Raw genomic sequence first — 22,225 nt, forward strand, 5'->3', positions numbered from 1 at the left:
ATAGTGGTGTTTTTCCTTTTCACCTACTTACATATAATTTTATGTAAGTCTATTATATAAACTATGACAAATCAAGAGAGCAAATATATATGATTAAAGACAATGCCTAAGAGCTAGGCAATGCCAAATCTATTAGGCAGAAACACTAGATATTGTTTTAAAGTTTCTAGATATTGATATGCATCAAAGACCTCTACAGGTTTATTCGTTTTCTATGGTTGCACACTTAATTATTTATATCATATATAGAATAAGAAGAGACTCACCTCATCCTTTCTATAAGTTATTAATATATGCGGTAGTACTTTTTGCATTCATACCAATCATTTGGTAAATAATAAGACTTCGATTTATAGATGTCATCAATATAAAAATGCATTTATGATTAATGTGGTGGATTTAATGCTTGAGTAATGTAATAATATGGAATTGTATTGTATGATTATTAGTAATAAGTTAGCAAACTGATTCAGAGATATAAATGATAGTTGAAATACCATCTGGAGGTAGAAATGATAAATACCAAAACTTTGTTAATGACTATTTTGTTATTTTTTGCTTTTTTATTGAGTTTTAATCTGATGAATAACTCGTATGCCGAAGATGATCAAAGTGAAGCACTAGAAGCATTTCAAAGACTAATGGATTATTTTGGGATTAAAGAAGATGGTGATGTAAGTTTTCCCGATTATTACTCTGGATGCCGTCTAGATTCCGATAATAAGTTAATTATCTATTTAACATCTGATGATTCTGAACTGAAGAGTACTTTAAGAGAAGTGTTAAACTACGAGCATGTCGAGTTTATAAAAGTAGATTATTCATACACAGAGTTCGATTATGTAGATAAGATTATTGCAAATAACGTTCAAGAACTGTACGAAAATGGTATACAAGTGATGAGTGTTTATTTTGATATTGATACCAATAAGAAAACAATAAGAGTTAAGGATCTAACAGACAATAAAATCGAAATAATACAAAGATTAATTTCAACGAATGAAGTTGTATTTGAAAACATTCCAAGTTCTAAACTTTTTAATGAGGCAAAACAATTTGAGATAATAATGAATAAGGTGAGGCGTTTATATCCTTATAAATACTTATCAAAGATAAATCCTATAATGAAATCAATAGACTATTCTTATTCAACTTTTAGATTGGCAATCGCATCTAAAGCAGAAACAAATGGAGTTATAGAAGAAATAGATAATAAAGAAAAAAGAATTTTAGTAAGCGGTATTGGTAATGAGTATACAAAGTATGCACAAACTTCCACATGGTTTTCAATAGATGATAATACTATAATACGAGACATAGATTATAATGCATATAAGTTTAAAGATTTTTATATTGGGATGAGAGTTTTGGGATATACGAGTGATGGAGTTTTATTAACAGATCCTAGTCAAACATATGGAGACTTAATAATAATTATGGATTAAGCCAGATGTTAGTATGGAATCTATGCAACGTCTCCAGAATGACAAATTACTTGAGATTACGTATAGTAATACTGATATGAAACTCACCGACATATTGAAAGATGTATGGCAGTTCTTAGTTGATTTTTTTAATCTTGTATTAGAGAATAAAAAATGACACTGTTAACTAATGCTAACAGTGTCATTTCTATTTAAATACATCTTTAACTTCTTCAAATCGATCTATTAAATAATCTGGGTTTAGTGTTTGTAGTTTTTCTCTTGAATGTGAACCTGTTGTTATAGAGATAATTTCAGCCTTTAAATGACGGGCTGTTTGAATATCTAATAGGGTATCACCAATCACTATGATTTTATCATAATTAAATAGTTTATCTGCTTTTTCTAATGCTGAATCAGCTATATCAAATCTTCTTAATCCGTCTTCACCAAATCCACCTGTCTTAAAATGTTTCCAAACATTTATCTTTTCCAACTTGTACTTTGCGCCTATTGAAAGCTCTCCAGTAATTAACGAAAGGTGATGATCTGTCGTTGACAACCATTTAATAAAGTCTACAGCATCTACATTGTCACGCCATACATCAGTATCCTTAAAGGCTTCTAGTTGTTCTTCATAGAGTTTTAGAAACTCCTCCCACAAGTCCTCAGTAAAACTCATATTATGGTTGTCCAGAACTTCCATAAAGACGTCTTTATCTGATCTAGCTGAAGTGTCAACCCCCTTCATAGGATCATCTACATCTATGAGGTTGACCATAGCATGTGAGAAGGGTAGATCTGTCCTTTCATCTCTTTCTATAATAGTTCCATTGATATCAAAAAAAATTAAATAGCTCATAATGCCTCCTTGAAATCTATTATAAAGCCTACTATTAAGAAATGCTAGAAGGTCTTTTATTTTCTTATGATTTTACTTATAATTGATGTTGGAGGATTTATATGAAAATAATTATTTCACCTGCAAAGGTACAAGATGGTAGCTTTCAGTTTGAAAGACCCTATTCAAAGGTCTGCTTTCCTAAGAAAAAGAATGAACTACATGGTTTGATTAAAGATCATACCAAGGAGCAAATGGGAAAGTTGATGAAAATAAAGAACAAACTTTTAGATACTACCTATAAAATCTATCAAGAACCACAGGAAACGAAACATGCTGTTAACTTATACAATGGTATTGTTTATAAAGAGATCAACACCAACTTATATGATGATCTTCAGATTATGTATATGAATGAACATTTGCGTATCTTGTCTGCCATGTATGGTGTCTTAGAACCATTGACAGGTATCAAGCCATACCGTTTGGACATGACCATGAAACCTGAAAAAAAGAATCTTTACCACTACTGGGACAAGGAAATCAACGACTACTTTAAAGATGAAGTCATTATCAATCTTGCATCTGTTGAGTTTTCTAAGATGATAAAAAAGGACATGATCAACATTCATTTTAAGGAGCTTCATGATGATACTTATAAGATCGTCACTGTTCGAGCTAAAAAAGCACGCGGTTTAATGGTTGATTATATGATTACCAATATGATTTCAGACGTAGAAGGTATCAAAGGCTTTGATGAAGCTGGTTACAGGTATAAACCTGAAATGTCAGATGAATGGAATTTAGTTTTTACAATGGAGTGATAAATTATGACTTATTTTAAAGAAACCTTTATGAAATACTTGGATATTCCAAGCCCTAGTTCTTTTACTAAAGAGGCTATTATGGTGGCTAAAAAAGACTTTGAAGACTTAGGCCTTCAAACTTCTATGACTAAAAAAGGTGCATTAATAGCGACTTTTGAAGGTGATTCTGATGCAGCTATTGCCATTACTGCTCACATGGATACATTAGGTGCTATGGTAAAATCTATAACAAATGACGGTAAGTTAACTTATCACCGTATTGGTGGTGGTTCATGGTCAGCAGTAGAAGGAGAGAACTGTCAAGTTTTTACACGTTCAGGCAAGGTATATCGTGGTTCTATCATTCCAACGATTGCATCAACGCATATACATGGTATGACTGCTCATCAGCAGCGTGATCAAAGAAATATGGCTGTCAGACTTGATGAAATTGCTACTTCACGAGCAGATGTTCAAGCACTTGGTATACAAGTTGGAGATATCATAGCCATGGATACAAGAACAGAGTTTACTGAAACTGACTTTATTAAAACTAGATACATTGACAATAAGGCTGCTGTTGCCATGACATTTGTACTGGCTAAGATGTTTAAAGAAACACCTCCTAAGCAAACAGTACATTTTATCATTTCAAACTATGAAGAGTGTGGTCATGGTTTATCTGTTTTGCCAGAAAATACTGAAGAGCTTATTGCCATTGATATAGCACCTGTTGGCTTTGAACAAACTTCAAGTGAGTTTGCAGTATCAATTGCTGCTAAAGACAACAGAACACCTTATGATTATGAGTTCGTTACAAGACTGGCTGATATATGTGAGGCCCACCAAATTCCTTATAATATCGATGTCTTTAATCATTACAGTTCCGATGCCAGCCAACATATCATGGCAGGTGGAGACGTTCGTTTTGCTTGTTTAGGCCCAGGTGTTGAAGGTACACATCACTATGAAAGAACACATATGAAAGCCATCGATGCAACCATAGAACTTCTTTATAGATATTGCCTATAGTGCATGTTTATGCAAACGTTTGATAAAATACAAAATTAATTGAAATAATTCACCTAGTGTGGTATGATAATTATGGATTTGAAATAACTTGTTGCTTTCAAACTTATTTGTTTAATCATAGGGGGCTTAAACAAATCTTAAAAGTTTGATAGTAATGTTACATAGTCAAAAGGCGATTTAATCGCCTTTTGTTTTTTGTTACAAAAGACTTTGTACGATTTGTCAATAGATGTTAGAACCTATAAAAGCTATAATGGTATCAGAAAACGAAATGGAGGCAATTATGGCAGGTTTAGAACTGAAAAAAATTAACAAGGTTTACCCAAACGGATTCCACGCAGTTAAAGGTATCGATTTAGAAATTCAAGACAAAGAGTTCCTAGTATTTGTTGGTCCATCTGGTTGTGGTAAAACAACAAGTTTAAGAATGATCGCTGGTTTAGAGGAAATCTCTGATGGCGAATTATATATCGGTGAAAACATGGTAAACGATGTTTTACCAAAAGACAGAAATATCGCAATGGTATTCCAGAACTATGCACTTTACCCACATATGACTGTATATGAGAATATGGCATTTGGTCTAAAGTTAAGAAAAGTACCTAAAGCTACAATTACTGAAAAAGTTGAAAAAGCAGCTAAAATCTTAGGTATTGAAAACTTATTAAAGAGACGTCCTAAGCAGTTATCAGGTGGTCAGAGACAGCGTGTTGCCTTAGGTAGAGCAATCGTAAGAGAGCCAGAAGTATTCTTAATGGATGAGCCACTATCAAACCTTGATGCTAAGTTAAGAGTACAGATGAGAGCTGAGCTTATCAAATTACACCAAGAGTTAGATACTACTTTCATCTACGTAACACATGACCAAACAGAAGCCATGACAATGGGTACACGTATCTGTGTTATGAACAATGGTTTGATCCAGCAAGTAGATACACCTAGAGAAATATACAACCACCCAGCTAATATGTTCGTTGCATCTTTCATTGGTGCACCACAAATGAACTTTATGGATGGTAAGGTAGTTGAAGAAGGTGGCAAGTTATTTGTTGAATTCGAAGGTTACAAGAAGCAGTTAGCTGATGAGAAAGCTGAAATGGCTAAAAAGTCAGGTTATGTTGGTAAAGAAGTTGTCATCGGTTGTAGACCAGAAGACATTGAAATCGATTCTGAAGAAGGTTTCGAAGCTGTTATCGATGTATTAGAATTATTAGGTTCTGAAACGTATATTTACTTTAATGCATTTGGTAAGACTTATATTGCAAAAGAAGGTAAGAACTTTACTAAAGGTCGTGGCGATAAGATTAAGATTTCATTCAAGTCTAATGTACATGCTTTTGATAAAGAAAATGAAAATTCAATTTTCTAATAGATGCCTAGATGTCAATCTAGGCTTTTCTTATTTTATTGGGTATACTAGAAGTAGGAGGCATTATGTTTAAATATAACAATTTAGAGCAAATATTAGACACACGTCTTAACATTTACAAACATAGTCAATGTATCTATTCATGTGGTTCAGACAATGCCCATGAGTATGAGAACGATTCCTATAGAATAACTTCTTCTAGACCACTAGATGAAAATCAAGTTCAACTGATTAAATTGATTATTGATACCAACGAGCAAAAGCAGCCCTTTTGGTACAGAGTCTTAAAAGATTTACCTTATTCCATAGATGAATTACCAAAGTCCTTTGAATCTTGTCAATATTTTGAGACTTGGTTGGTTAAGGGACACCATATATCTGATTCTATTGAAATGTTATTGGTAATTATGGAAGTGGCAGAAGTTTTAGTCTTAAATCAAGACATGCTATTACTCATTGTCAATGAAAATGAATCTATCACACCTGAAAATGTTATTGGTCATTTAGAGGCTGAGGCAATGATATCAGCCAAGGTTTATGTTGGTCCGTCAGTAAATGCTATTGAGGACTTAAAGACTGCATATGAAAAGACCCAGCAGCTTATATCATTATCTGTTAAGAATACCGATAGGATCATTCGCTTCAAGGATGTGCTCTATCTAAAGGTCTTACATCATTTATCTGAAGAAAACAAGGTTTCTTTAATGGAGGATTATCTTAAGATCTATCCTGTTCACCAGCTTAATGAAGAGCTTATTGAAACCATCTATGGCTTCTTCAATCATAATTTAAATGTGACAGATACTGCTAATGCATTATTTCTTCATAGAAACACCTTGGTCTATAGACTGAATAAAATTCTTCAGTTAACCAATTTAGATATCAAACAATTTGATGATGCCAATATCATGCGAATTTTATTATCACTTATATAAACTGCCTTGGCAGTTTTTTTCGTTATTATAGTCAATAAATGGGTATGATAGGAAGGGAGGTAAGATATGAAGAAAACAATTATTATTATTTTATTGGCTGTGTTTTTAGTCGCATGTGAGAAAGAACCCATTAAAATAGGATTTATTGCTGATATCTCTACAAAGCAGTCACAACTAGGTGTGGATGCAAGAAATTCAGCTGAACTATATATAAAGAACATCAACGAAAATGGTGGTATTAATGGCAGAATGTTAGAACTGATTATTAAAGATGACGGTTCTGATCAAGACCAGGCTATAAGCATGCACAATGAGTTTAAAGATGAAGGCATTCAATTTGTTATTGGTCATCTAACCAGTGATATGTCTGATGCTGTTTTAAAATCACAAGATGAATCTTTACTTTTTTTATCACCATCCATGTCAACGGACGGTATGAGCAATCTAGATGATTACTTTATAAGAACATCACCCATTTCTAGCAGACAAGGGAAGATCATGTCAGATTATTGTCATGTTAAGGATATTGATGATATCATCATCCTTTATGATGTTTCCAATGAAGAGTATACAAAAAATCTGATGGACTACTTTATTTCCTTTTATGAAAATGGCTCGTATAAGGTAAGAGAAACTGTTGCCTTTAATTCCAAAGAAGATAATTTGCAAGATGTCGTAAAGGCTATCGTTGATTTGAACCCAACAACTGTTTTTATGATTTCGCAAGCCAATGATACAGCATTTATTACACAGGGCATTGAAAGAACACATGATATAGATTTACTTTCTGTTTCATGGTCTATGACTCAAGACTTGATTCAAACAGGTGGTAGTGCTGTAGAAGACGGTATTTTTATTGGCATATACGTACCAGAAACACCTAGTGACCTTTATAACGATTTTGTAGATAATTATAGGGATACTTTTAACTATGAACCTTCTTTTATTTCTGCTATCACCTATGACATTATGGTTATTTTAGAAGAGGGCTTGAAACATGCTGATGAGCTTTCACCTCAAGGGCTTAAGTCTTACATTATTAATAGGGAGTACACAGGACTTCAAGAGACTTTTTCAATAGATCAATATGGTGACAATGACAAAAGATATCTTCTGTATCAATTGAGGGATGGTGAGTTTACGCCTATGAGGGAATGGGAAAACTGATACTGCATAAGCAGTATTTTTTTTACCTTTCTTTTGGAGTTTACAATATAAATATTTTTTTCACAATTATTAGAAAATTTCGATTGAAGTGTTTGCTACTTGGGTATGAGTTTAAAGTGGAAATTTGAAGATTAGAAAGGATGGTGTTACTCAATGAAGCCGGAAGCTCAAAAAGCGACAATTAGTGTACCTGATTTGCCTCAAGAAGGATATGAAGCTTTAGATAAGTTCATTGCAGCTAGTGCTGGTGATGAATCTGCTTTAATATCAGTATTACATAAGGCTCAAAGTATTTTTGGTTATTTACCAAGAGAAGTACAACTGTATGTAGGAAGAAAACTTAATGTATCAGGTGCGAAAGTATTTGGTGTTGTAAGCTTTTACTCTTACTTTACAACAAATCCTGTTGGTAAACATGTGATCAACCTTTGTACAGGAACTGCATGTTATGTAAAAGGTATCGAACCAGTCTTTGACAAATTCAAAGAGTTATTAGCAGTTGATAATGGTGAAACAACGCCTGATGGTCTCTTTACATTAAAAGATATCCGTTGTGTAGGTGCATGTGGTCTCGCACCAGTTGTTGTCATTGGAGACAAAGTATTTGGTCATGTTACAGTTGATGATGTAGAGGGAATAATTGAACAATACAGAAAGGCGGATCAACAATGAAAATAAAGTCTTTAGATGAGTTGATAAAACTAAGAGAAGATTCTATTAAAAAAGTTAATTTAAGAGAAACTGGCGAAGATGCTGGTGATACGATTGAATTAATGGTAGGAATGGCAACTTGCGGTATTGCTGCTGGTGCTAGAGAAACACTTCAAGCCTTAATGGAAATCATTCAAGAGAAGGGTCTTACAAATGTTAAGCTCGTTCAAGTTGGCTGTTTAGGATTCTGTCATAGTGAACCGACTGTTCAAGTAAATGTTCCAGATCAAGAACCAACACTTTATGGTAATGTTGACAAAGACGTTGCCAAGAGAATCATTGAAGAACATGTTATGAATGGTAAGATGGTAGACAATCATATCCTGATTAAATCATTTGATAAGGCTTAAGGAGGTTTGTAATGAGTAAAATTAGAAGTCACATCATGGTCTGTGGTGGTACTGGATGTATTGCCTCTCAATCAGATGAGATTATAAATAAACTAAATGAACAACTTGTAAAGCATGGTTATGATGAAGAGATAGATGTAGTTAAAACAGGTTGTTTCGGTTTCTGTGGACAAGGACCGATTATTAAGGTTCATCCTGACAATGTTTTCTATGTACAGGTTAAACCTGAAGATGCAGAAGAAATTGTTGCTGAGCACATCGTAAAAGGACGTGTGGTAGACAGATTATTATTTAATGAGCCAATTTCTGATGAAAAGATAGCTGAACACTCAAGAATGAACTTCTATAAGAAGCAGTTCAGAATCGCTTTAAGAAATTGTGGTCTTATTAACCCTGAAGATGTTTTTGAATACATAGCATTCCAAGGTTATGAGGCACTTGCTACTGCAGTAACAACAATGAAACCTGAAGATGTTATCCAGGTGATCAAAGACTCTAACCTTCGTGGTAGAGGTGGTGGGGGATTCCCTACAGGTATCAAATTAGAAATGGCTGCTAAAAATGAAGCAGATCAAAAATACATTATCTGTAATGCAGATGAAGGTGACCCTGGTGCATTTATGGACCGTTCAATTCTTGAAGGTGACCCTCATAGTGTATTAGAAGCTATGGCAATTGCTGGTTATGGTATTGGGGCTTCTGAAGGTATTATTTACATCAGAGCTGAGTATCCACTGGCTATTAACCGTTTAGAAATCGCACTTGAACAAGCTTATGAAAATGGGTTGTTAGGTGAAGATATCTTCGGTTCAGGCTTTAACTTCAAGATCAGATTAAAACTAGGTGCTGGTGCATTTGTATGTGGTGAGGAAACAGCACTGATCCATTCAGTTGAAGGTTCAAGAGGTGAGCCAACTAAAAAGCCACCTTATCCAGCAGCAAGTGGTTTAAACGGTAAGCCAACCTGTGTAAACAACGTTGAAACTTACGCTAATATCCCTGTTATCATGTTAAAGGGTGCTGAGTGGTTTAACTCAATTGGTACAGAAAAATCTAAGGGTACCAAGGTATTTGCACTTGCAGGTAAGGTCAACAATGTTGGTTTGGTTGAAGTACCAATGGGGACAACACTTAGAGAAATCATCTATGATATCGGTGGTGGTATATTAGATGGTCATGAGTTCAAGGCTGTTCAAACTGGGGGTCCATCAGGTGGTGTAATCACTGTAGAAGACTTAGATACACCAATTGATTATGAATCATTAAAGGCAATTGGTTCAATGATGGGTTCTGGTGGTATGATCGTTATGGATGAAACAGACTGTATGGTAAATATCGCTAAGTTCTACTTAGACTTTACCCAAGACGAATCCTGTGGTAAGTGTACACCATGTCGTATAGGTACAAAGAGAATGTATGAAATTCTTGAGCGTATCTGTGAAGGTGAAGGTGTACCGGAAGATTTAACCAAACTAAAAGAATTAGGTAATATGATCAAAGGATCATCACTATGTGGTTTAGGTCAAACTGCTCCAAACCCTGTACTATCAACTATGCATTTCTTTATGAACGAGTATGAAGCGCATATTCATGACAAAAAATGTTTAACGGGTACTTGTAAGGCCCTTGCTAAATATTCAATCAATGAAAAATGTATTGGCTGTACGGCTTGTGCTAGGGTATGTCCTGTTAATTGTATCGAAGGTAAAGTTAAAGAGATGCATGTAATTGATCAGGATGCTTGTATAGCTTGTGGTGCATGCTACGATGCTTGTAAGTTTGATGCTGTTGTAAAACCATAGGAGGTAATGATGGATTTTGTTAATATTAAAATAAATGATGTGCCGCTTCAGGTACCTTCTGGTACAACTATTTTAGAAGCAGCAAAGAAAATCAATGTTAAAATTCCAACATTGTGCCATCTAAATTTAGAAGGCTTTGGTATTGTTAATCAAGTTTCTTCATGTCGTGTCTGTATGGTTGAAGCTGTTGGTAGACCAACACTTGTTACAGCATGTTCTGAAAAGGTTTATGAAGGGTTAGAAGTAAGAACAGATTCTATAAAGGCAATCAATGCTAGACGTATGGCTGTAGAACTTCTTTTATCTAATCACCCGAAAGACTGTTTGGTATGTCCTAAGAACTTAGACTGTGATTTACAGGCACTTGCTAATGAACTTGGTGTTAGAGAAATTCGCTACGAGGGTGAAATGATGGCATATGAAAAAGATATGTCCTCATACTCAATCGTTAAAGACCCTAATAAATGTGTTATGTGTAGACGTTGTGAAACGATGTGTAACGATGTACAAACCTGTAACATCTTATCTGCTGTAAACAGAGGTTTTGATGTATTTGTAGGACCAGCCTTCAATATGGATATGGTAGACTCATCTTGTACATTCTGTGGTCAGTGTGTTGCAGTATGTCCAACGGCTGCTCTTACAGAAGTTAACTATACACGTCGTGTATGGGAAGCTCTAGCTGATGAAGACAAACATGTTGTTGTTCAGGTTGCACCAGCTATTCGTGTGGCAATAGGTGAAGAATTCGGTATGGAGCCAGGTGCTATCACAACCGGTCAATTGGCTGCGGCACTTAGAAAGTTAGGCTTTGACGGCATCTTTGATACAGATTTTGCTGCAGACTTAACAATTATGGAAGAAGCATCAGAACTGGTACATAGAATCCAGCATGGTGGCACACTTCCTATGTTAACATCTTGTTGTCCTGCATGGGTTAAGTTCTTTGAACATCAATTCCCAGATATGCTTGATATACCATCATCTTGTAAATCTCCACAGATTATGTTTGGTGCTATCGCAAAAACTTATTATGCTGAGAAGAAAAAGATTAATCCAGAAAACATGACAGTCGTTTCTATCATGCCTTGTGTTGCTAAAAAAGCTGAGGCTTCTAGACCAGAATTATCTAAAGACGACAATAGTGATGTGGATATTGTTATTACTACAAGAGAGTTCGCTGGCATGCTTAGAGAAGCAGGGATCGACTTTGCAAAATTAGAACCTTCTACATTTGATTCCATTTTAGGTGAATCTACAGGTGCTGGTGTCATCTTTGGTGCGACTGGTGGTGTAATTGAAGCTGCTACTCGTACAGCCTATGAGTGGATTACTGGTGAAACCCTTGAATCTGTTGACTTCCATGCTTTAAGAGGTATTGAAGGTCTTAGAGAAGCTTCTGTCCAAGTAGGAGATCTAACGCTAAACATTGGTATTGCACATGGCTTAGGTAATGCTAGAAAACTTCTAGAAGACATACGTTCAGGTAAATCTAAGTACCATGCCATTGAAATCATGGCTTGTCCAGGTGGTTGCATCGGTGGTGGTGGTCAACCTTACCATCATGGTGATATGTCAATCATCGAGAAACGTCGTCAGGCCATTTATGAAGAAGATGCTGGTATGAAGAGACGTAAATCTCATGAAAACAAAGAGATCATTGCTCTTTATGAAGAGTATCTCGGTAAACCTTATGGTGAAAAAGCACATGAACTTCTTCATACAAAGTATGAGCCTAAGGAAAAAATCTAAATCTATGGTATAATAGAATTGTACAAGTCTATAGATGAAGAAAGAGGTGATTCCATGTTAAAGAATGACAAGGGAGTAGCACTTGTAGAATATGTATTTCTAATATCACTTGTAATTATTGGTGTCATTGGTGCTCTTGCCTTATTTGGCGACGAATTGCTCAACTTCTATCAAAATATAATAGATTCAATTACAGAACTTCTCTAATGAGAGGTTCTTTTTTTATTTAAAATCAACTATATTGTTAACTATGGCAGCACATTTCTTTCGTTTTGTAAGATTTTCGTAAGAATTGATTAATCTAATATTAACCTTGATATAAGAATACATTCATATAGCTTGTATAGAATGTATTTAGAAAGAGAGGTTCGTTATGAAAATTATCAATATGTTATCAAGTGCAGATAAAGTTAAAGGACAGGGTGTAGGTTCAGCTTACTTAGAACAAGTTGCATTAGTAAAGGAACTACACGATTACAATATAGAAATAAACAGCAAGTCAGATGGCCATATCAACCATTACCATACAATCGATTTAAAACATTACTTAAGAGCTACATTTTCAAAGAAACCCGTTCATTTAGGTTATGTTCATTTCCTACCAGAAACAATCAGTGGTTCTATCAAACTACCAAAACCTATAAGAAAGATCTTTGATGCATACATCGTTTCTTTCTATAAAAAGATGGATTACCTAGTAACGGTTAATCCTTATTTCATAGATTTACTGGAAGCCCATGGTGTGGATAGAAATAAGGTTGACTACATTCCTAACTTTGTATCAGAAGAAAAGTTTTATGCTAAGTCAAAAGAAGAGATTATTAAATTAAAAGAAGCTTATGGCATTTATCCTGAGGATTTTGTTGTACTTGGTGTTGGACAAGTTCAAACACGTAAGGGCGTTGTTGATTTTATAGATATTGCTAAGAGAAATTCAGATAAAACTTTTATATGGGCAGGTGGTTTTTCCTTTGGTGCTATTACTGACGGTTATTCAGAGTTAAAGGAGATGGTAGAAAATCCTCCTGAAAATGTAAAGTTTTTAGGCATTATAGACAGAAAAGATATGAATGATATTTATAATATGTCAGATCTACTCTTTATGCCTTCTTACAGTGAGCTATTTCCAATGGCCATACTAGAGTCTATGAGTGTTGGCAAGCCAATATTATTAAGAGACTTAGATATTTATGAAGTTATCTTAGAGGGTTACTACTTAAAAGGAGACTGTATCAATTCATTCTCTGCTATCATCAATCAACTGTCATTTGATAAAAAGTATTACAAGGAAGCAGTAGACATGTCTAGAGCAGGTTCAATATTCTATTCAAGACAACATGTCTTGAACTCTTGGAAAAAACTATATAACAGACTAAGTAAGGAAGAGACATATGAAAAAAAATCAGTTTTGGTTGATTATTAGTTTTCTATTCATAATAGGAGCCACCATTTATTTATACACATCGGGACAATATCTAAATGTGATAAATGCCTTATCAGGCATTAATAAGGGCTGGCTTTTAACTGCTTTTGTATTTATATGTATCTACTGGTTAATAGAATCTGGTATTGTACATACTCTAATCAATCAACTCTATGAAAAGAGGGCCTTTAAAGACTCTCTCAGGGTATCTATGATTGGTCAGTTTTTTTCAGGTATCACACCATTTGCAACTGGTGGACAGCCAGCCCAATTACTACTTTTAAATAAGATTAAAGTGTCAGTTGGTATCGGTTCATCTATTTTAATGAGTAAATTTATCATCTATCAAAGTGTTTTGGTCTTATATGCCGCTATTTTATTAATTATCAAAGGCAAGTTTTTTATATCGGAAGTCAACAATATTTTTTCACTGGTTATACTGGGTTTTGGTATCAATTTACTCGTTATTTCAGGTTTGCTCTTTATCAGCTTTGCCAGAAACTCAAACAAGAAAATCATATTTTTTCTTATCAATGTATTATATAAGCTTAAACTTATCAAGGATATAGATAAAGCCCAGTCAAAGGTCATCCATCATATGGAGGACTTTCATAATCAAATAACTTTAATGAAAAATCATAAAGGATTGATGATTAAGATCATCTTATTAACAATTTTACAGCTGACATCTTACTTCACCGTACCATATTTCCTATATAAGGGCTTTGGCCTATCAGGGGTACCAGTTATCAACATCATCGCCGCAACAGCCTTTGTACTTATGGTAACGTCATTTATACCTATGCCGGGCGGTTCAGGTGGTGCTGAAGGCGGCTTTTACATTATATTTGGTATGTTCTTTTTACCAAAGCTAATTGTACCAGCCATATTATTATGGCGTATCATCACTTATTATCTATGGATGTTTGTCGGTGGCATATGGATGTTATCTTCAAAGACAAGTTTTGCAAGGAGTTAATCATGAATATCGGTATTTTTACAGATGCTTATTATCCACAAATAAATGGTGTTGTTATTTCAACACAAACACTAAAAAATGAGTTAGAGAGATTAGGCCACCGCGTCTATATCATTACAGTATCGGATCCTAAACTTACTGAAGATCAGCCTAATGTCATCAGACTTAAATCTATACCATTTGCCATCTTACCAAACTTTAGGGTAGGGCAGTTTTACAGCCATAAAATTATGAAGGAAATCAAGTCACTTAAGCTTGATATCATTCATACACAAACAGAGTTTACCTTATGTGCTTTTGCAAGAATCGTTGCCAAACAGCTTGATATTCCCCTAGTGCATACCTATCATACAATGTATGAAGACTATACACATTATATAGCACCTAGAAGGTTTGATAAAACAGCTAAAAAAATCACACGTAAATTATCGTGTTTTATCTGTAATACAGTAGACAATGTTATAGTGCCTACTGGAAAAGTAGAAGAAAAGCTTTCAGCCTATGGATTTAAGAAAAACATCAATGTTATTCCAACAGGGGTGGACTTAAAACCTTTTGATTACAGAAGATTTAAATCTGACCAGGTTATGAAACTTAAGACCTCTATCGGTCTTGATAAAAAAGATAAGATCATCTTATTTGTCGGTAGACTGGCCAAAGAAAAGTCCATTGATGTCTTGATCAAGTCATTGCCAGAGACACTTGAAAAGTCGCCTCATGCTAATATCGTTATTGTTGGTGACGGACCTGAAAGACAAGCGTTAAGAGAGTTAGCTAAATCACTTGCTGTAGAAGAAAAAGTGTTCTTCACAGGTAAGGTACCATGGGACCAAGTAGGCCTCTATTACCAACTGGCAGATGTATTTGTATCTGCTTCCTTGTCAGAAACTCAGGGTCTGACTTATATAGAAGCCATGGCTGCTAAAAAGCCAGTGGTTGCCAAGTACGATACCAATTTAGATGAAACCATTGATGATGGTATCAACGGACGTTTTTTCTATGACGACGACGAGTTACCTGAAATCCTATCGGGTATTTTAGAAGATGAACTGGTTAATCACTACTTATCTAAAAATGCCCTGGATAAGGCAAGAACTTATTCATCTGAATATTTTGGCTTGGCTGTGGAAAGGATATATAAAGAAACTCTTGGTATCAGTCAAGACTTACTTGATGTGAAGTAGTGTATAATCACTACTTCTTTTGCATATTCATACATATTTATATACACCAGAAACCCTCATAAATCCTTAGTTTAAGGTCATACTATAAAGTATTTACAGGTGAAAATATTTTAATTTGTATACAAAAAGGTGAATAATTATGGTAGAATATCTTTGGGCAATACTTTTTTCATAGCAAGAATACGTTATGGGAGGACTATTATGAGTAAAAAGGTAGATTTAGATTGGGGAGCATTAGGTTTTTCTTACATAAAGACAGACTTTAGATATATCTCTCGTTACAAGGATGGCAAGTGGGATGACGGTCAACTTGTAGAAGACAACAATCTAACAATTAGCGAAGCTTCAACATCTCTACATTATGGACAACAGTGTTTTGAAGGTTTAAAGGCTTACCGTACTAAAGATGGTGGTATCCAATTATTTAGACCAGATCAAAATGCCAAGCGTATGATTGATTCTTGTAACAGAATTATGATGCCTGAGTTCCCAGTAGATAGATTTATTGATGCATGCGTTCAGGTTGTAAAAGCTAATGAGCATTTTGTACCTCCTTACGGTACTGGTGCAACATTATACCTAAGACCATTTATTATTGGTGTTGGTGACAACCTTGGTGTTAAACCTGCACCAGAATTTATTTTCTCTGTATTTGCAGTACCAGTAGGTCCTTACTTCAAAGGTGGTATGGCGCCAGTTAACTTCACAATTTCTGAATTTGACAGAGCAGCTCCATACGGTACAGGTGCAGCAAAGGTTGGTGGTAACTACGCAGGTAGTTTACTAGCTCATGAGAAAGCTGTTGAGAGAGGATTTGCAGACTGTATTTACCTTGATCCAGCAACACATACAAAAATAGAAGAAGTAGGGGCAGCAAACTTCTTTGGTATTACTAAGAACAATGAGTTCATCACACCAAAGTCACCTTCAATTCTTCCAAGTATCACGAAATACTCTTTAATGCACATCGCTGAGAATTACTTAAAGATGAATGTTATTGAAAGAGATTGTGAAATTGCGAAAATTGACGAGTTTATCGAAGCAGGTGCTTGTGGTACTGCTGCAGTCATTACACCAATTGGCGGTATTGACTACAAAGGCAATATGACTGTTTTCCATAGTGAAACAGAAGTAGGTCCTGTAACTAAGAAACTTTACGACACATTATGTGGTATCCAATCAGGTGACGTTGAAGCACCAGAAGGCTGGATTGTAAAAGTTCAATAAGAATCGCCTCATATATGTGAGGCTTTTTTTTTTAACTAAAAAAAGCTATCCCAGAAGGATAACTATTTTCCAAACCCTTTAGAAGGGCGTTTTCTCCATATTTTGTACTTAGGCATGTAGTCTTCAAGCGTGTCCCAGAATTCATCTTTTATGATTTCAGGATAAACACGACATAGGTCTTTGATTTCATCTTGAGTAAAATATCTTACATCAGAAAGCACTTGATTGTCTTCGTCAAATTCAGGATCCATACCTAAATTTATTTCACCACCTGTTACTTCACCTAAAAAGTAGTTGGTGCATCTTAAACCACACTCTGTCTTTTCTTCTAAAGTGTAGAGTAGGTCGACAACTTTGATATCCAGATTGGTTTCTTCTTTTACTTCACGTATGGCTGCGTCCCAGGAATATTCATTTTCCTCTAAACCGCCACCTGGTAATATCCAAAACTCAGTATCCTCATTCGTTACTGTATGTTTAACTAGCAAGAGTCGATTTTGCTGATCAACAATAAAAACTCTCACGCCAATATGCGAAAATAAATGCTCCATAAAGCCTCCTTTTATCTATATTAACCCGAATATTCTGACAATACAAGGTAAAAAAAGAAAAGGTGAATCATCACCTTTAATTTGTAATATATAAAATACCTAATTTAACAGTTGCCTCTATAGAATCTTCATGAAGTCTCTCATAAGAGTGAGAAGCATCTACACCTGGGCCAATTAGACCATGTTTAACTTCCCAACCAGCTCTAAGGGCAGCACTTGCATCCGATCCGTAGAATGGATAAATATCAATCACATAATCCAGTTCATTGTCCTTAGCCAATTTAGCAAGTCTTCTTTTCATTTCTAAGTCATAAGGACCAGATGAATCTTTTGCACAAATTGTAACAGCATATTCTGTTGATGTTTGACCATCACCAGGTGCAGCCATATCCACAGCTAAAAACTCAAATGTCTTTTCTGGAATAGCAGCAGAAGAACCGTGTCCAACTTCTTCATAGTTTGAAATATAAAAATGAGTTGTGTATTTAGGTTTAATCTTATTGGTTACCAGGTGTTCAGCCATACCAAGTAGGCAAGCCACACAAGCCTTATCATCTAAATGTCTTGACTTAACAAAACCACTTTCAGTGACATCTGTTCTAGTATCTAAATAAACAAAGTCCCCAACTTGAATACCTAGGTCTTCAACGTCTTTTTTATTTTTTACTTTTTCATCAATACGAATTTCAATGTTGTCACCCGTACGTTTTTGATCGCCTACTTTACCACCATGAACATGCGTAGATGCTTGGCTTAATAAAATGGTACCTGTAAATTCACCGTTCTCATCAGTTGAAATGGTACAATATTCACCTTCAATAGAGTTCCAAGCATAACCACCAATTTGTGTAACCTTAAGTCTACCATTGGCTTTAATCTCTTTAACCATCGCACCTAATGTGTCTACATGTGCAGATAAAAGACGGTGTTTAGAATCGTCTTCACCAGGTATCGTCGCTATCAAAGCATTTTTTACTGTACGTCTTGTTTCAATACCAAGACCCTTGAATTTTTCGTCTACAAAGTCAATTGCAGCTTCTGTGTCTCCAGTTGGACTTGGTGTTGTTAGAAGTGTCACCATAGAGTCCATAATATACTTCTTATTTATTTCCATGTAAGTTTCCCCCTTTAGGGTCTATTATAATCTCTTTTTATTAAAGTGAAAACAGTATTTTCTAATCTTCTTTTAATATTGCTCTAAATACCCATTAATCACCATGCTTTATTATCTAAAGTGTAAGATACGAAGGAGGAAATTATGAACATTACATTAGAACAAATTGATTCTTTAAGAGAAAGAGCAAACGTTTCATATCAAGAGGCAAAGGAAGCACTAGAAAAATCAAACGGCAATATGATTGATGCCATCATCGCTTTAGAAAGTGAAGACAAGACCATTTACGATAGAATTAAAAAAGAGCAGGCTAGAGCTAGTGAAAAAGAACGTGCTAAAGAGCGTAAGGAAAAGTACAAGGCCAATGCTGATGAATTTGTACAGACTTCAAAGTCAGTTTTAGATTCATTAAATGAAACAAGAGTGGTTATGTACAACAATCAAAGAGTTGTCTTTGATATCTCATTGACCATTACACTGATTGCAGCCGTATTTGCATTCCCTGTAGCAGCCGCAATTTTAGTTGTTGGTATGTTAACTGGTAATCGCTTTAAGGTTGTAAGAAAAGATAACAAATCTGACTGTGTCAATTCTGTTCTTAACAAGGCAGCTGATCTTGGTCAAAACGTCGCTGATACTTTTAAAGAGAAAGTAAATGAAGTAAAAGAAGATGATGAAATGTCAGATGAGGTTAAAGCATAGGTCTATTAAGTAGGCCTCTTTTTCCTTTTATCCACATGCAATATAAGTTATAATTATAAGGAAAAAAGGAGACTGAGATGAAAGAAAAGATATTACTAATAGAAGATGAAGTAAAGATTTCAAGATTTGTGGAATTAGAGTTAAAATACGAGGGTTATGAAGTAGAAGTAGCATTTGATGGTCGTAAGGGTTTAGAGATGGCCAAGGAAACAGATGCTTCTTTGGTGATTCTAGATATCATGTTACCTAAGATGAATGGTATTGAGGTTTTAAGACGTTTAAGAGAAGTTTCTGATATCCCGGTTATTTTATTAACTGCAAGAGACCAGACCATGGACAAGGTTATGGGTCTTGACATGGGTGCAGAAGACTATATGACTAAACCTTTTGAAATAGAAGAATTACTGGCTAGAATCAGAGTTATTTTAAAGAGAAAAGTCAAGTTAGGTGCCAACAAACATGATACCTTGAATGTTGGTAAACTCAGCTTAGACGAACTGACTTTTGAAGCCAAATACGATGGCGAACTGATTCAACTCACGAAAAAAGAGTTTGATCTTTTAAAGTGTTTGATTCAAAATAGAAATCTTGTTTTAAATAGAGACCAGATACTAGAAAAAGTTTGGGGTTATAGCTATTACGGAGATACCAATGTTGTGGATGTGTATATCAGATACTTAAGATCTAAGATAGATGACAAGTACAAAGTTAAACTCATCCATACTGTAAGAGGGGTAGGTTATACCATTAAAGATGAGTAAAAATTTTATTAATTATATGTTCATGGGCTTTACAAAAAATAAGTCTGCTAAGAACAAGAAGATAAGAGATGAAGAAAATGAAAAGCGTGCAAAGGCATTTGACCAGGCGTTTTCAGATAAAACCTATTCTGTAGCAAAGAAAGTCTTAGACAATGTAGAAAAGGTAGCTGATTATGATTACGATGCCTTATTTGACCGTGTCAATAAAGTCATTGATAATAAGATGCCTAAGATGACACGTACCCTAACGCCTGAAGAACGCGCTAAAAGATCTAAAGAATTTGATGAAAAAATAGAATCCAAAGTTAAGAACTTTAATATAGATGATTATTTAAACAATCAAAATAACTATAAAAACTCTATTATCGAAAAGACAAAGAAGAACATACAGAAAAAGTATGAAGAGGCCGATCAAAGACACAGTGACAAGAAAAATAAGCTTGATGATACTTCAGAGTCTATGGACCAACTTTCTTCTTTTGATCAAGTTCAGACTATCACACCAGAAGAAAAGGATATAGAGTTAGACTTTGTAGAGAAAACGTTTGAGTCAGCACATGAAAATGAATCTTTAAGCCACACTGAGCTAGATTCTACAATAGAAGATATTAATACTGGTGACCTTCTTGAAGATATTGAAACCATATCTATAGATCAAGATGATTCAAAGCCTAGTCAGGAAAACATCGAGGAAGATGATCTTAATGATTCAGTTGAAGTTATGCCTATTCTAGAAGAAGTTGAAATAGATCCTGTTGAAGTTACCTTAGATCCTAGTAAAGAAAACTTTACGCATGAAGACCATGAGATTCTTGAGGATCCTAAGTCAAGTAAAAAAGACGTAAATCCTACTTCTCATTCTTATACCAAGGATGAAATTCATAAGAGCAAGAAATACTATAAAAGCCGAAAGAGAATGAAATTTGGCAAACAAATGAAGATTGAGCTTGAAGACTCTATCATCGGACAGCAAAAGAAGTCTATAAAACGTTTGTTTAGGTTTTCTTTATCCTTTAAATTGTCATTTGTATTTATGGTCTTGATTATTTTAACGGTCGTTTCTCTATCAGTCGCATTTTACTTAGGGATTGACTATGTACTGGTCCTACAGGAACAGGGTAAAATTGAAGACATTCAATTCTTTAGAGATGTTCTAATTGTCTTATTGATTATTTTCGATATGGCCGCCATACTCATATGTGTTTCATTTGGTACTAAGGCATCAAGAGAACTGGTCAGTCCAATCAATGAAATGACACAGATCGTTCAGGAAATCAACGCAAATGATATGGACAGAAGGCTGAATGTAACAGGTATTCATGATGAGTTAAAGGAGCTGGCTACAACATTTAATGAAATGCTTGATCGTATAGAAAACTCCTATGAAACGCAAAACCGTTTTACTTCAGATGCATCACATGAACTTAGAACACCAATTTCAGTCATCCAAGGTTATATCAACATGCTTGACAGGTGGGGCAAGGCAGACGGAGCTATTTTAGATGAGTCCATTGAAGCCATCAAGTCTGAATCTAAAAACATGAAGCGTCTTACTGAGAAACTTCTTTTATTGGCTAAGGCTGATAAGGGTATATTAGAACTTGAATTTAAACCATTTGCTCTAAATGACCTGATTGATGAAATCACCAAAGAGACCATCATGATAGATTCTAATCATACTGTGACTAATCGCATCAATGATGTAAAGACAATTACTGCAGACCGAGAATCACTTAAGCAGGCTATTCGTATTTTTGTAGATAACGCCGTTAAGTATACGCCCGATGGTGGTACAATCTACATCAACTCATTTATAATGAAGAACAAAATATACATTGAAATAGAAGACAATGGTATTGGTATCAGCAAAGAAGACATGGCCAATATTTTCAACCGTTTCTACCGTGTGGATAAATCACGTTCTAAAGAAAGCGGCGGTCACGGTCTGGGACTGTCTATTGCCAAATGGATCGTTAATCAACATAAGGGTGAACTAGAAGTTAAATCAGAACTAGATAAGGGTACAATCATCACATTAATCCTTTCTCCAATTAAAGAATAACTGGTTTTTTAAGGTCTCTTATGGTATCTTTAT

Annotated in this window: 21 protein-coding genes; 18 read left to right on the plus strand and 3 right to left on the minus strand. The window is 34.9% G+C overall.

The features are described from left to right. Positions 1–512 precede the first annotated feature (512 nt). On the plus strand, positions 513–1,445 hold the full coding sequence (locus EZV73_RS25310) for a hypothetical protein (protein WP_240843252.1): 933 nt from the start codon (positions 513–515) through the stop codon (positions 1,443–1,445). A gap of 187 nt (positions 1,446–1,632) precedes the next feature. Here the strand turns inward: EZV73_RS25310 and EZV73_RS25315 are convergent, their stop codons facing one another. Next, entirely contained in the window at positions 1,633–2,286 is a 654-nt protein-coding gene (locus EZV73_RS25315) for an HAD family hydrolase (protein ID WP_240843253.1), read from the minus strand. A 101-nt stretch (positions 2,287–2,387) separates the two neighbouring features. On the opposite strand from EZV73_RS25315, the gene EZV73_RS25320 reads away from it, so the two are divergent. The 14 genes from EZV73_RS25320 (at position 2,388) to EZV73_RS25385 (ending at position 17,002) form a co-directional block, all read left to right on the plus strand. Continuing rightward, positions 2,388–3,089: a YaaA family protein gene (locus EZV73_RS25320; RefSeq protein ID WP_240843254.1), complete on the plus strand. Its 702-nt coding sequence runs from the start codon at positions 2,388–2,390 to the stop codon at positions 3,087–3,089. A 6-nt stretch (positions 3,090–3,095) separates the two neighbouring features. Further along, a complete protein-coding gene (locus EZV73_RS25325) occupies positions 3,096–4,103 on the plus strand; it encodes a M42 family metallopeptidase (protein ID WP_240843255.1) in 1,008 nt (335 codons plus the stop codon). Between the two features lie 283 nt (positions 4,104–4,386). After that, positions 4,387–5,472, plus strand: a complete 1,086-nt coding sequence (locus tag EZV73_RS25330) for an ABC transporter ATP-binding protein (RefSeq protein ID WP_240843256.1) — start codon at positions 4,387–4,389, stop codon at positions 5,470–5,472. 65 nt (positions 5,473–5,537) lie between these two features. Next, positions 5,538–6,407, plus strand: coding sequence for a CdaR family transcriptional regulator (locus EZV73_RS25335; protein ID WP_240843257.1), 870 nt, complete (start codon positions 5,538–5,540; stop codon positions 6,405–6,407). A gap of 66 nt (positions 6,408–6,473) precedes the next feature. Continuing rightward, a complete protein-coding gene (locus EZV73_RS25340; protein WP_240843258.1) occupies positions 6,474–7,574 on the plus strand; it encodes an ABC transporter substrate-binding protein in 1,101 nt (366 codons plus the stop codon). A gap of 153 nt (positions 7,575–7,727) precedes the next feature. Then, on the plus strand, positions 7,728–8,246 hold the full coding sequence (locus EZV73_RS25345) for an NAD(P)H-dependent oxidoreductase subunit E (RefSeq protein ID WP_240843259.1): 519 nt from the start codon (positions 7,728–7,730) through the stop codon (positions 8,244–8,246). Continuing rightward, entirely contained in the window at positions 8,243–8,635 is a 393-nt protein-coding gene (locus tag EZV73_RS25350; protein WP_240843260.1) for a ferredoxin, read from the plus strand. The genes EZV73_RS25345 and EZV73_RS25350 overlap by 4 nt, the downstream gene beginning before the upstream one ends. Before the next feature lie 11 nt (positions 8,636–8,646). Further along, positions 8,647–10,437 (plus strand): NADH-quinone oxidoreductase subunit NuoF, encoded by a 1,791-nt coding sequence (locus tag EZV73_RS25355; protein WP_240843261.1) that lies wholly within the window; start codon positions 8,647–8,649, stop codon positions 10,435–10,437. Between the two features lie 9 nt (positions 10,438–10,446). Continuing rightward, positions 10,447–12,189 carry an NADH-dependent [FeFe] hydrogenase, group A6 gene (locus tag EZV73_RS25360; protein ID WP_240843262.1) on the plus strand — a complete coding sequence of 581 codons (1,743 nt, stop codon included), beginning with the start codon at positions 10,447–10,449 and terminating at the stop codon, positions 12,187–12,189. Positions 12,190–12,243: 54 nt separating this feature from the next. Continuing rightward, positions 12,244–12,396 (plus strand): hypothetical protein, encoded by a 153-nt coding sequence (locus EZV73_RS25365; RefSeq protein ID WP_240843263.1) that lies wholly within the window; start codon positions 12,244–12,246, stop codon positions 12,394–12,396. Between the two features lie 166 nt (positions 12,397–12,562). Continuing rightward, a complete protein-coding gene (locus EZV73_RS25370; protein ID WP_240843264.1) occupies positions 12,563–13,612 on the plus strand; it encodes a glycosyltransferase family 4 protein in 1,050 nt (349 codons plus the stop codon). After that, positions 13,581–14,591: a lysylphosphatidylglycerol synthase transmembrane domain-containing protein gene (locus tag EZV73_RS25375; RefSeq protein ID WP_240843265.1), complete on the plus strand. Its 1,011-nt coding sequence runs from the start codon at positions 13,581–13,583 to the stop codon at positions 14,589–14,591. The genes EZV73_RS25370 and EZV73_RS25375 overlap by 32 nt, the downstream gene beginning before the upstream one ends. Before the next feature lie 2 nt (positions 14,592–14,593). Beyond that, positions 14,594–15,775: a glycosyltransferase family 4 protein gene (locus EZV73_RS25380; protein WP_240843266.1), complete on the plus strand. Its 1,182-nt coding sequence runs from the start codon at positions 14,594–14,596 to the stop codon at positions 15,773–15,775. Between the two features lie 201 nt (positions 15,776–15,976). Then, positions 15,977–17,002, plus strand: coding sequence for a branched-chain amino acid aminotransferase (locus tag EZV73_RS25385; RefSeq protein WP_240843267.1), 1,026 nt, complete (start codon positions 15,977–15,979; stop codon positions 17,000–17,002). Between the two features lie 62 nt (positions 17,003–17,064). Here EZV73_RS25385 and EZV73_RS25390 read toward each other — a convergent pair whose 3' ends face one another. Then, the gene (locus EZV73_RS25390) at positions 17,065–17,553 is read right to left on the minus strand and encodes an NUDIX domain-containing protein (RefSeq protein WP_240843268.1); all 489 of its coding nucleotides are present in this window, start codon (positions 17,551–17,553) and stop codon (positions 17,065–17,067) included. A 76-nt stretch (positions 17,554–17,629) separates the two neighbouring features. After that, positions 17,630–18,667, minus strand: a complete 1,038-nt coding sequence (locus EZV73_RS25395; protein WP_240843269.1) for a M42 family metallopeptidase — start codon at positions 18,665–18,667, stop codon at positions 17,630–17,632. A 144-nt stretch (positions 18,668–18,811) separates the two neighbouring features. Here EZV73_RS25395 and EZV73_RS25400 point away from each other — a divergent pair, with 144 nt between their 5' ends. The 3 genes from EZV73_RS25400 (at position 18,812) to EZV73_RS25410 (ending at position 22,192) form a co-directional block, all read left to right on the plus strand. Beyond that, on the plus strand, positions 18,812–19,369 hold the full coding sequence (locus EZV73_RS25400) for a DUF4342 domain-containing protein (protein WP_240843270.1): 558 nt from the start codon (positions 18,812–18,814) through the stop codon (positions 19,367–19,369). 77 nt (positions 19,370–19,446) lie between these two features. After that, positions 19,447–20,130 carry a response regulator transcription factor gene (locus EZV73_RS25405; protein WP_240843271.1) on the plus strand — a complete coding sequence of 228 codons (684 nt, stop codon included), beginning with the start codon at positions 19,447–19,449 and terminating at the stop codon, positions 20,128–20,130. Then, positions 20,123–22,192, plus strand: coding sequence for an ATP-binding protein (locus EZV73_RS25410; protein WP_240843272.1), 2,070 nt, complete (start codon positions 20,123–20,125; stop codon positions 22,190–22,192). The genes EZV73_RS25405 and EZV73_RS25410 overlap by 8 nt, the downstream gene beginning before the upstream one ends. The last annotated feature ends 33 nt before the right edge of the window (positions 22,193–22,225 follow it).

Source organism: Acidaminobacter sp. JC074 (assembly GCF_022496765.1).
Classification (GTDB): domain Bacteria; phylum Bacillota; class Clostridia; order Peptostreptococcales; family Acidaminobacteraceae; genus JABXKX01.

Coding starts and splice junctions, on each gene's coding strand:
- EZV73_RS25335 (WP_240843257.1), top strand. CDS start 5,538: ATGTTTAAATATAACAATTTAGAGCAAATATTAGACACACGTCTTAAC.
- EZV73_RS25340 (WP_240843258.1), top strand. CDS start 6,474: ATGAAGAAAACAATTATTATTATTTTATTGGCTGTGTTTTTAGTCGCA.
- EZV73_RS25375 (WP_240843265.1), top strand. CDS start 13,581: ATGAAAAAAAATCAGTTTTGGTTGATTATTAGTTTTCTATTCATAATA.
- EZV73_RS25345 (WP_240843259.1), top strand. CDS start 7,728: ATGAAGCCGGAAGCTCAAAAAGCGACAATTAGTGTACCTGATTTGCCT.
- EZV73_RS25400 (WP_240843270.1), top strand. CDS start 18,812: ATGAACATTACATTAGAACAAATTGATTCTTTAAGAGAAAGAGCAAAC.
- EZV73_RS25325 (WP_240843255.1), top strand. CDS start 3,096: ATGACTTATTTTAAAGAAACCTTTATGAAATACTTGGATATTCCAAGC.
- EZV73_RS25330 (WP_240843256.1), top strand. CDS start 4,387: ATGGCAGGTTTAGAACTGAAAAAAATTAACAAGGTTTACCCAAACGGA.
- EZV73_RS25365 (WP_240843263.1), top strand. CDS start 12,244: ATGTTAAAGAATGACAAGGGAGTAGCACTTGTAGAATATGTATTTCTA.
- EZV73_RS25395 (WP_240843269.1), bottom strand. CDS start 18,667: ATGGAAATAAATAAGAAGTATATTATGGACTCTATGGTGACACTTCTA.
- EZV73_RS25360 (WP_240843262.1), top strand. CDS start 10,447: ATGGATTTTGTTAATATTAAAATAAATGATGTGCCGCTTCAGGTACCT.
- EZV73_RS25390 (WP_240843268.1), bottom strand. CDS start 17,553: ATGGAGCATTTATTTTCGCATATTGGCGTGAGAGTTTTTATTGTTGAT.
- EZV73_RS25405 (WP_240843271.1), top strand. CDS start 19,447: ATGAAAGAAAAGATATTACTAATAGAAGATGAAGTAAAGATTTCAAGA.
- EZV73_RS25315 (WP_240843253.1), bottom strand. CDS start 2,286: ATGAGCTATTTAATTTTTTTTGATATCAATGGAACTATTATAGAAAGA.
- EZV73_RS25320 (WP_240843254.1), top strand. CDS start 2,388: ATGAAAATAATTATTTCACCTGCAAAGGTACAAGATGGTAGCTTTCAG.
- EZV73_RS25350 (WP_240843260.1), top strand. CDS start 8,243: ATGAAAATAAAGTCTTTAGATGAGTTGATAAAACTAAGAGAAGATTCT.
- EZV73_RS25355 (WP_240843261.1), top strand. CDS start 8,647: ATGAGTAAAATTAGAAGTCACATCATGGTCTGTGGTGGTACTGGATGT.
- EZV73_RS25370 (WP_240843264.1), top strand. CDS start 12,563: ATGAAAATTATCAATATGTTATCAAGTGCAGATAAAGTTAAAGGACAG.
- EZV73_RS25310 (WP_240843252.1), top strand. CDS start 513: ATGATAAATACCAAAACTTTGTTAATGACTATTTTGTTATTTTTTGCT.
- EZV73_RS25385 (WP_240843267.1), top strand. CDS start 15,977: ATGAGTAAAAAGGTAGATTTAGATTGGGGAGCATTAGGTTTTTCTTAC.
- EZV73_RS25410 (WP_240843272.1), top strand. CDS start 20,123: ATGAGTAAAAATTTTATTAATTATATGTTCATGGGCTTTACAAAAAAT.
- EZV73_RS25380 (WP_240843266.1), top strand. CDS start 14,594: ATGAATATCGGTATTTTTACAGATGCTTATTATCCACAAATAAATGGT.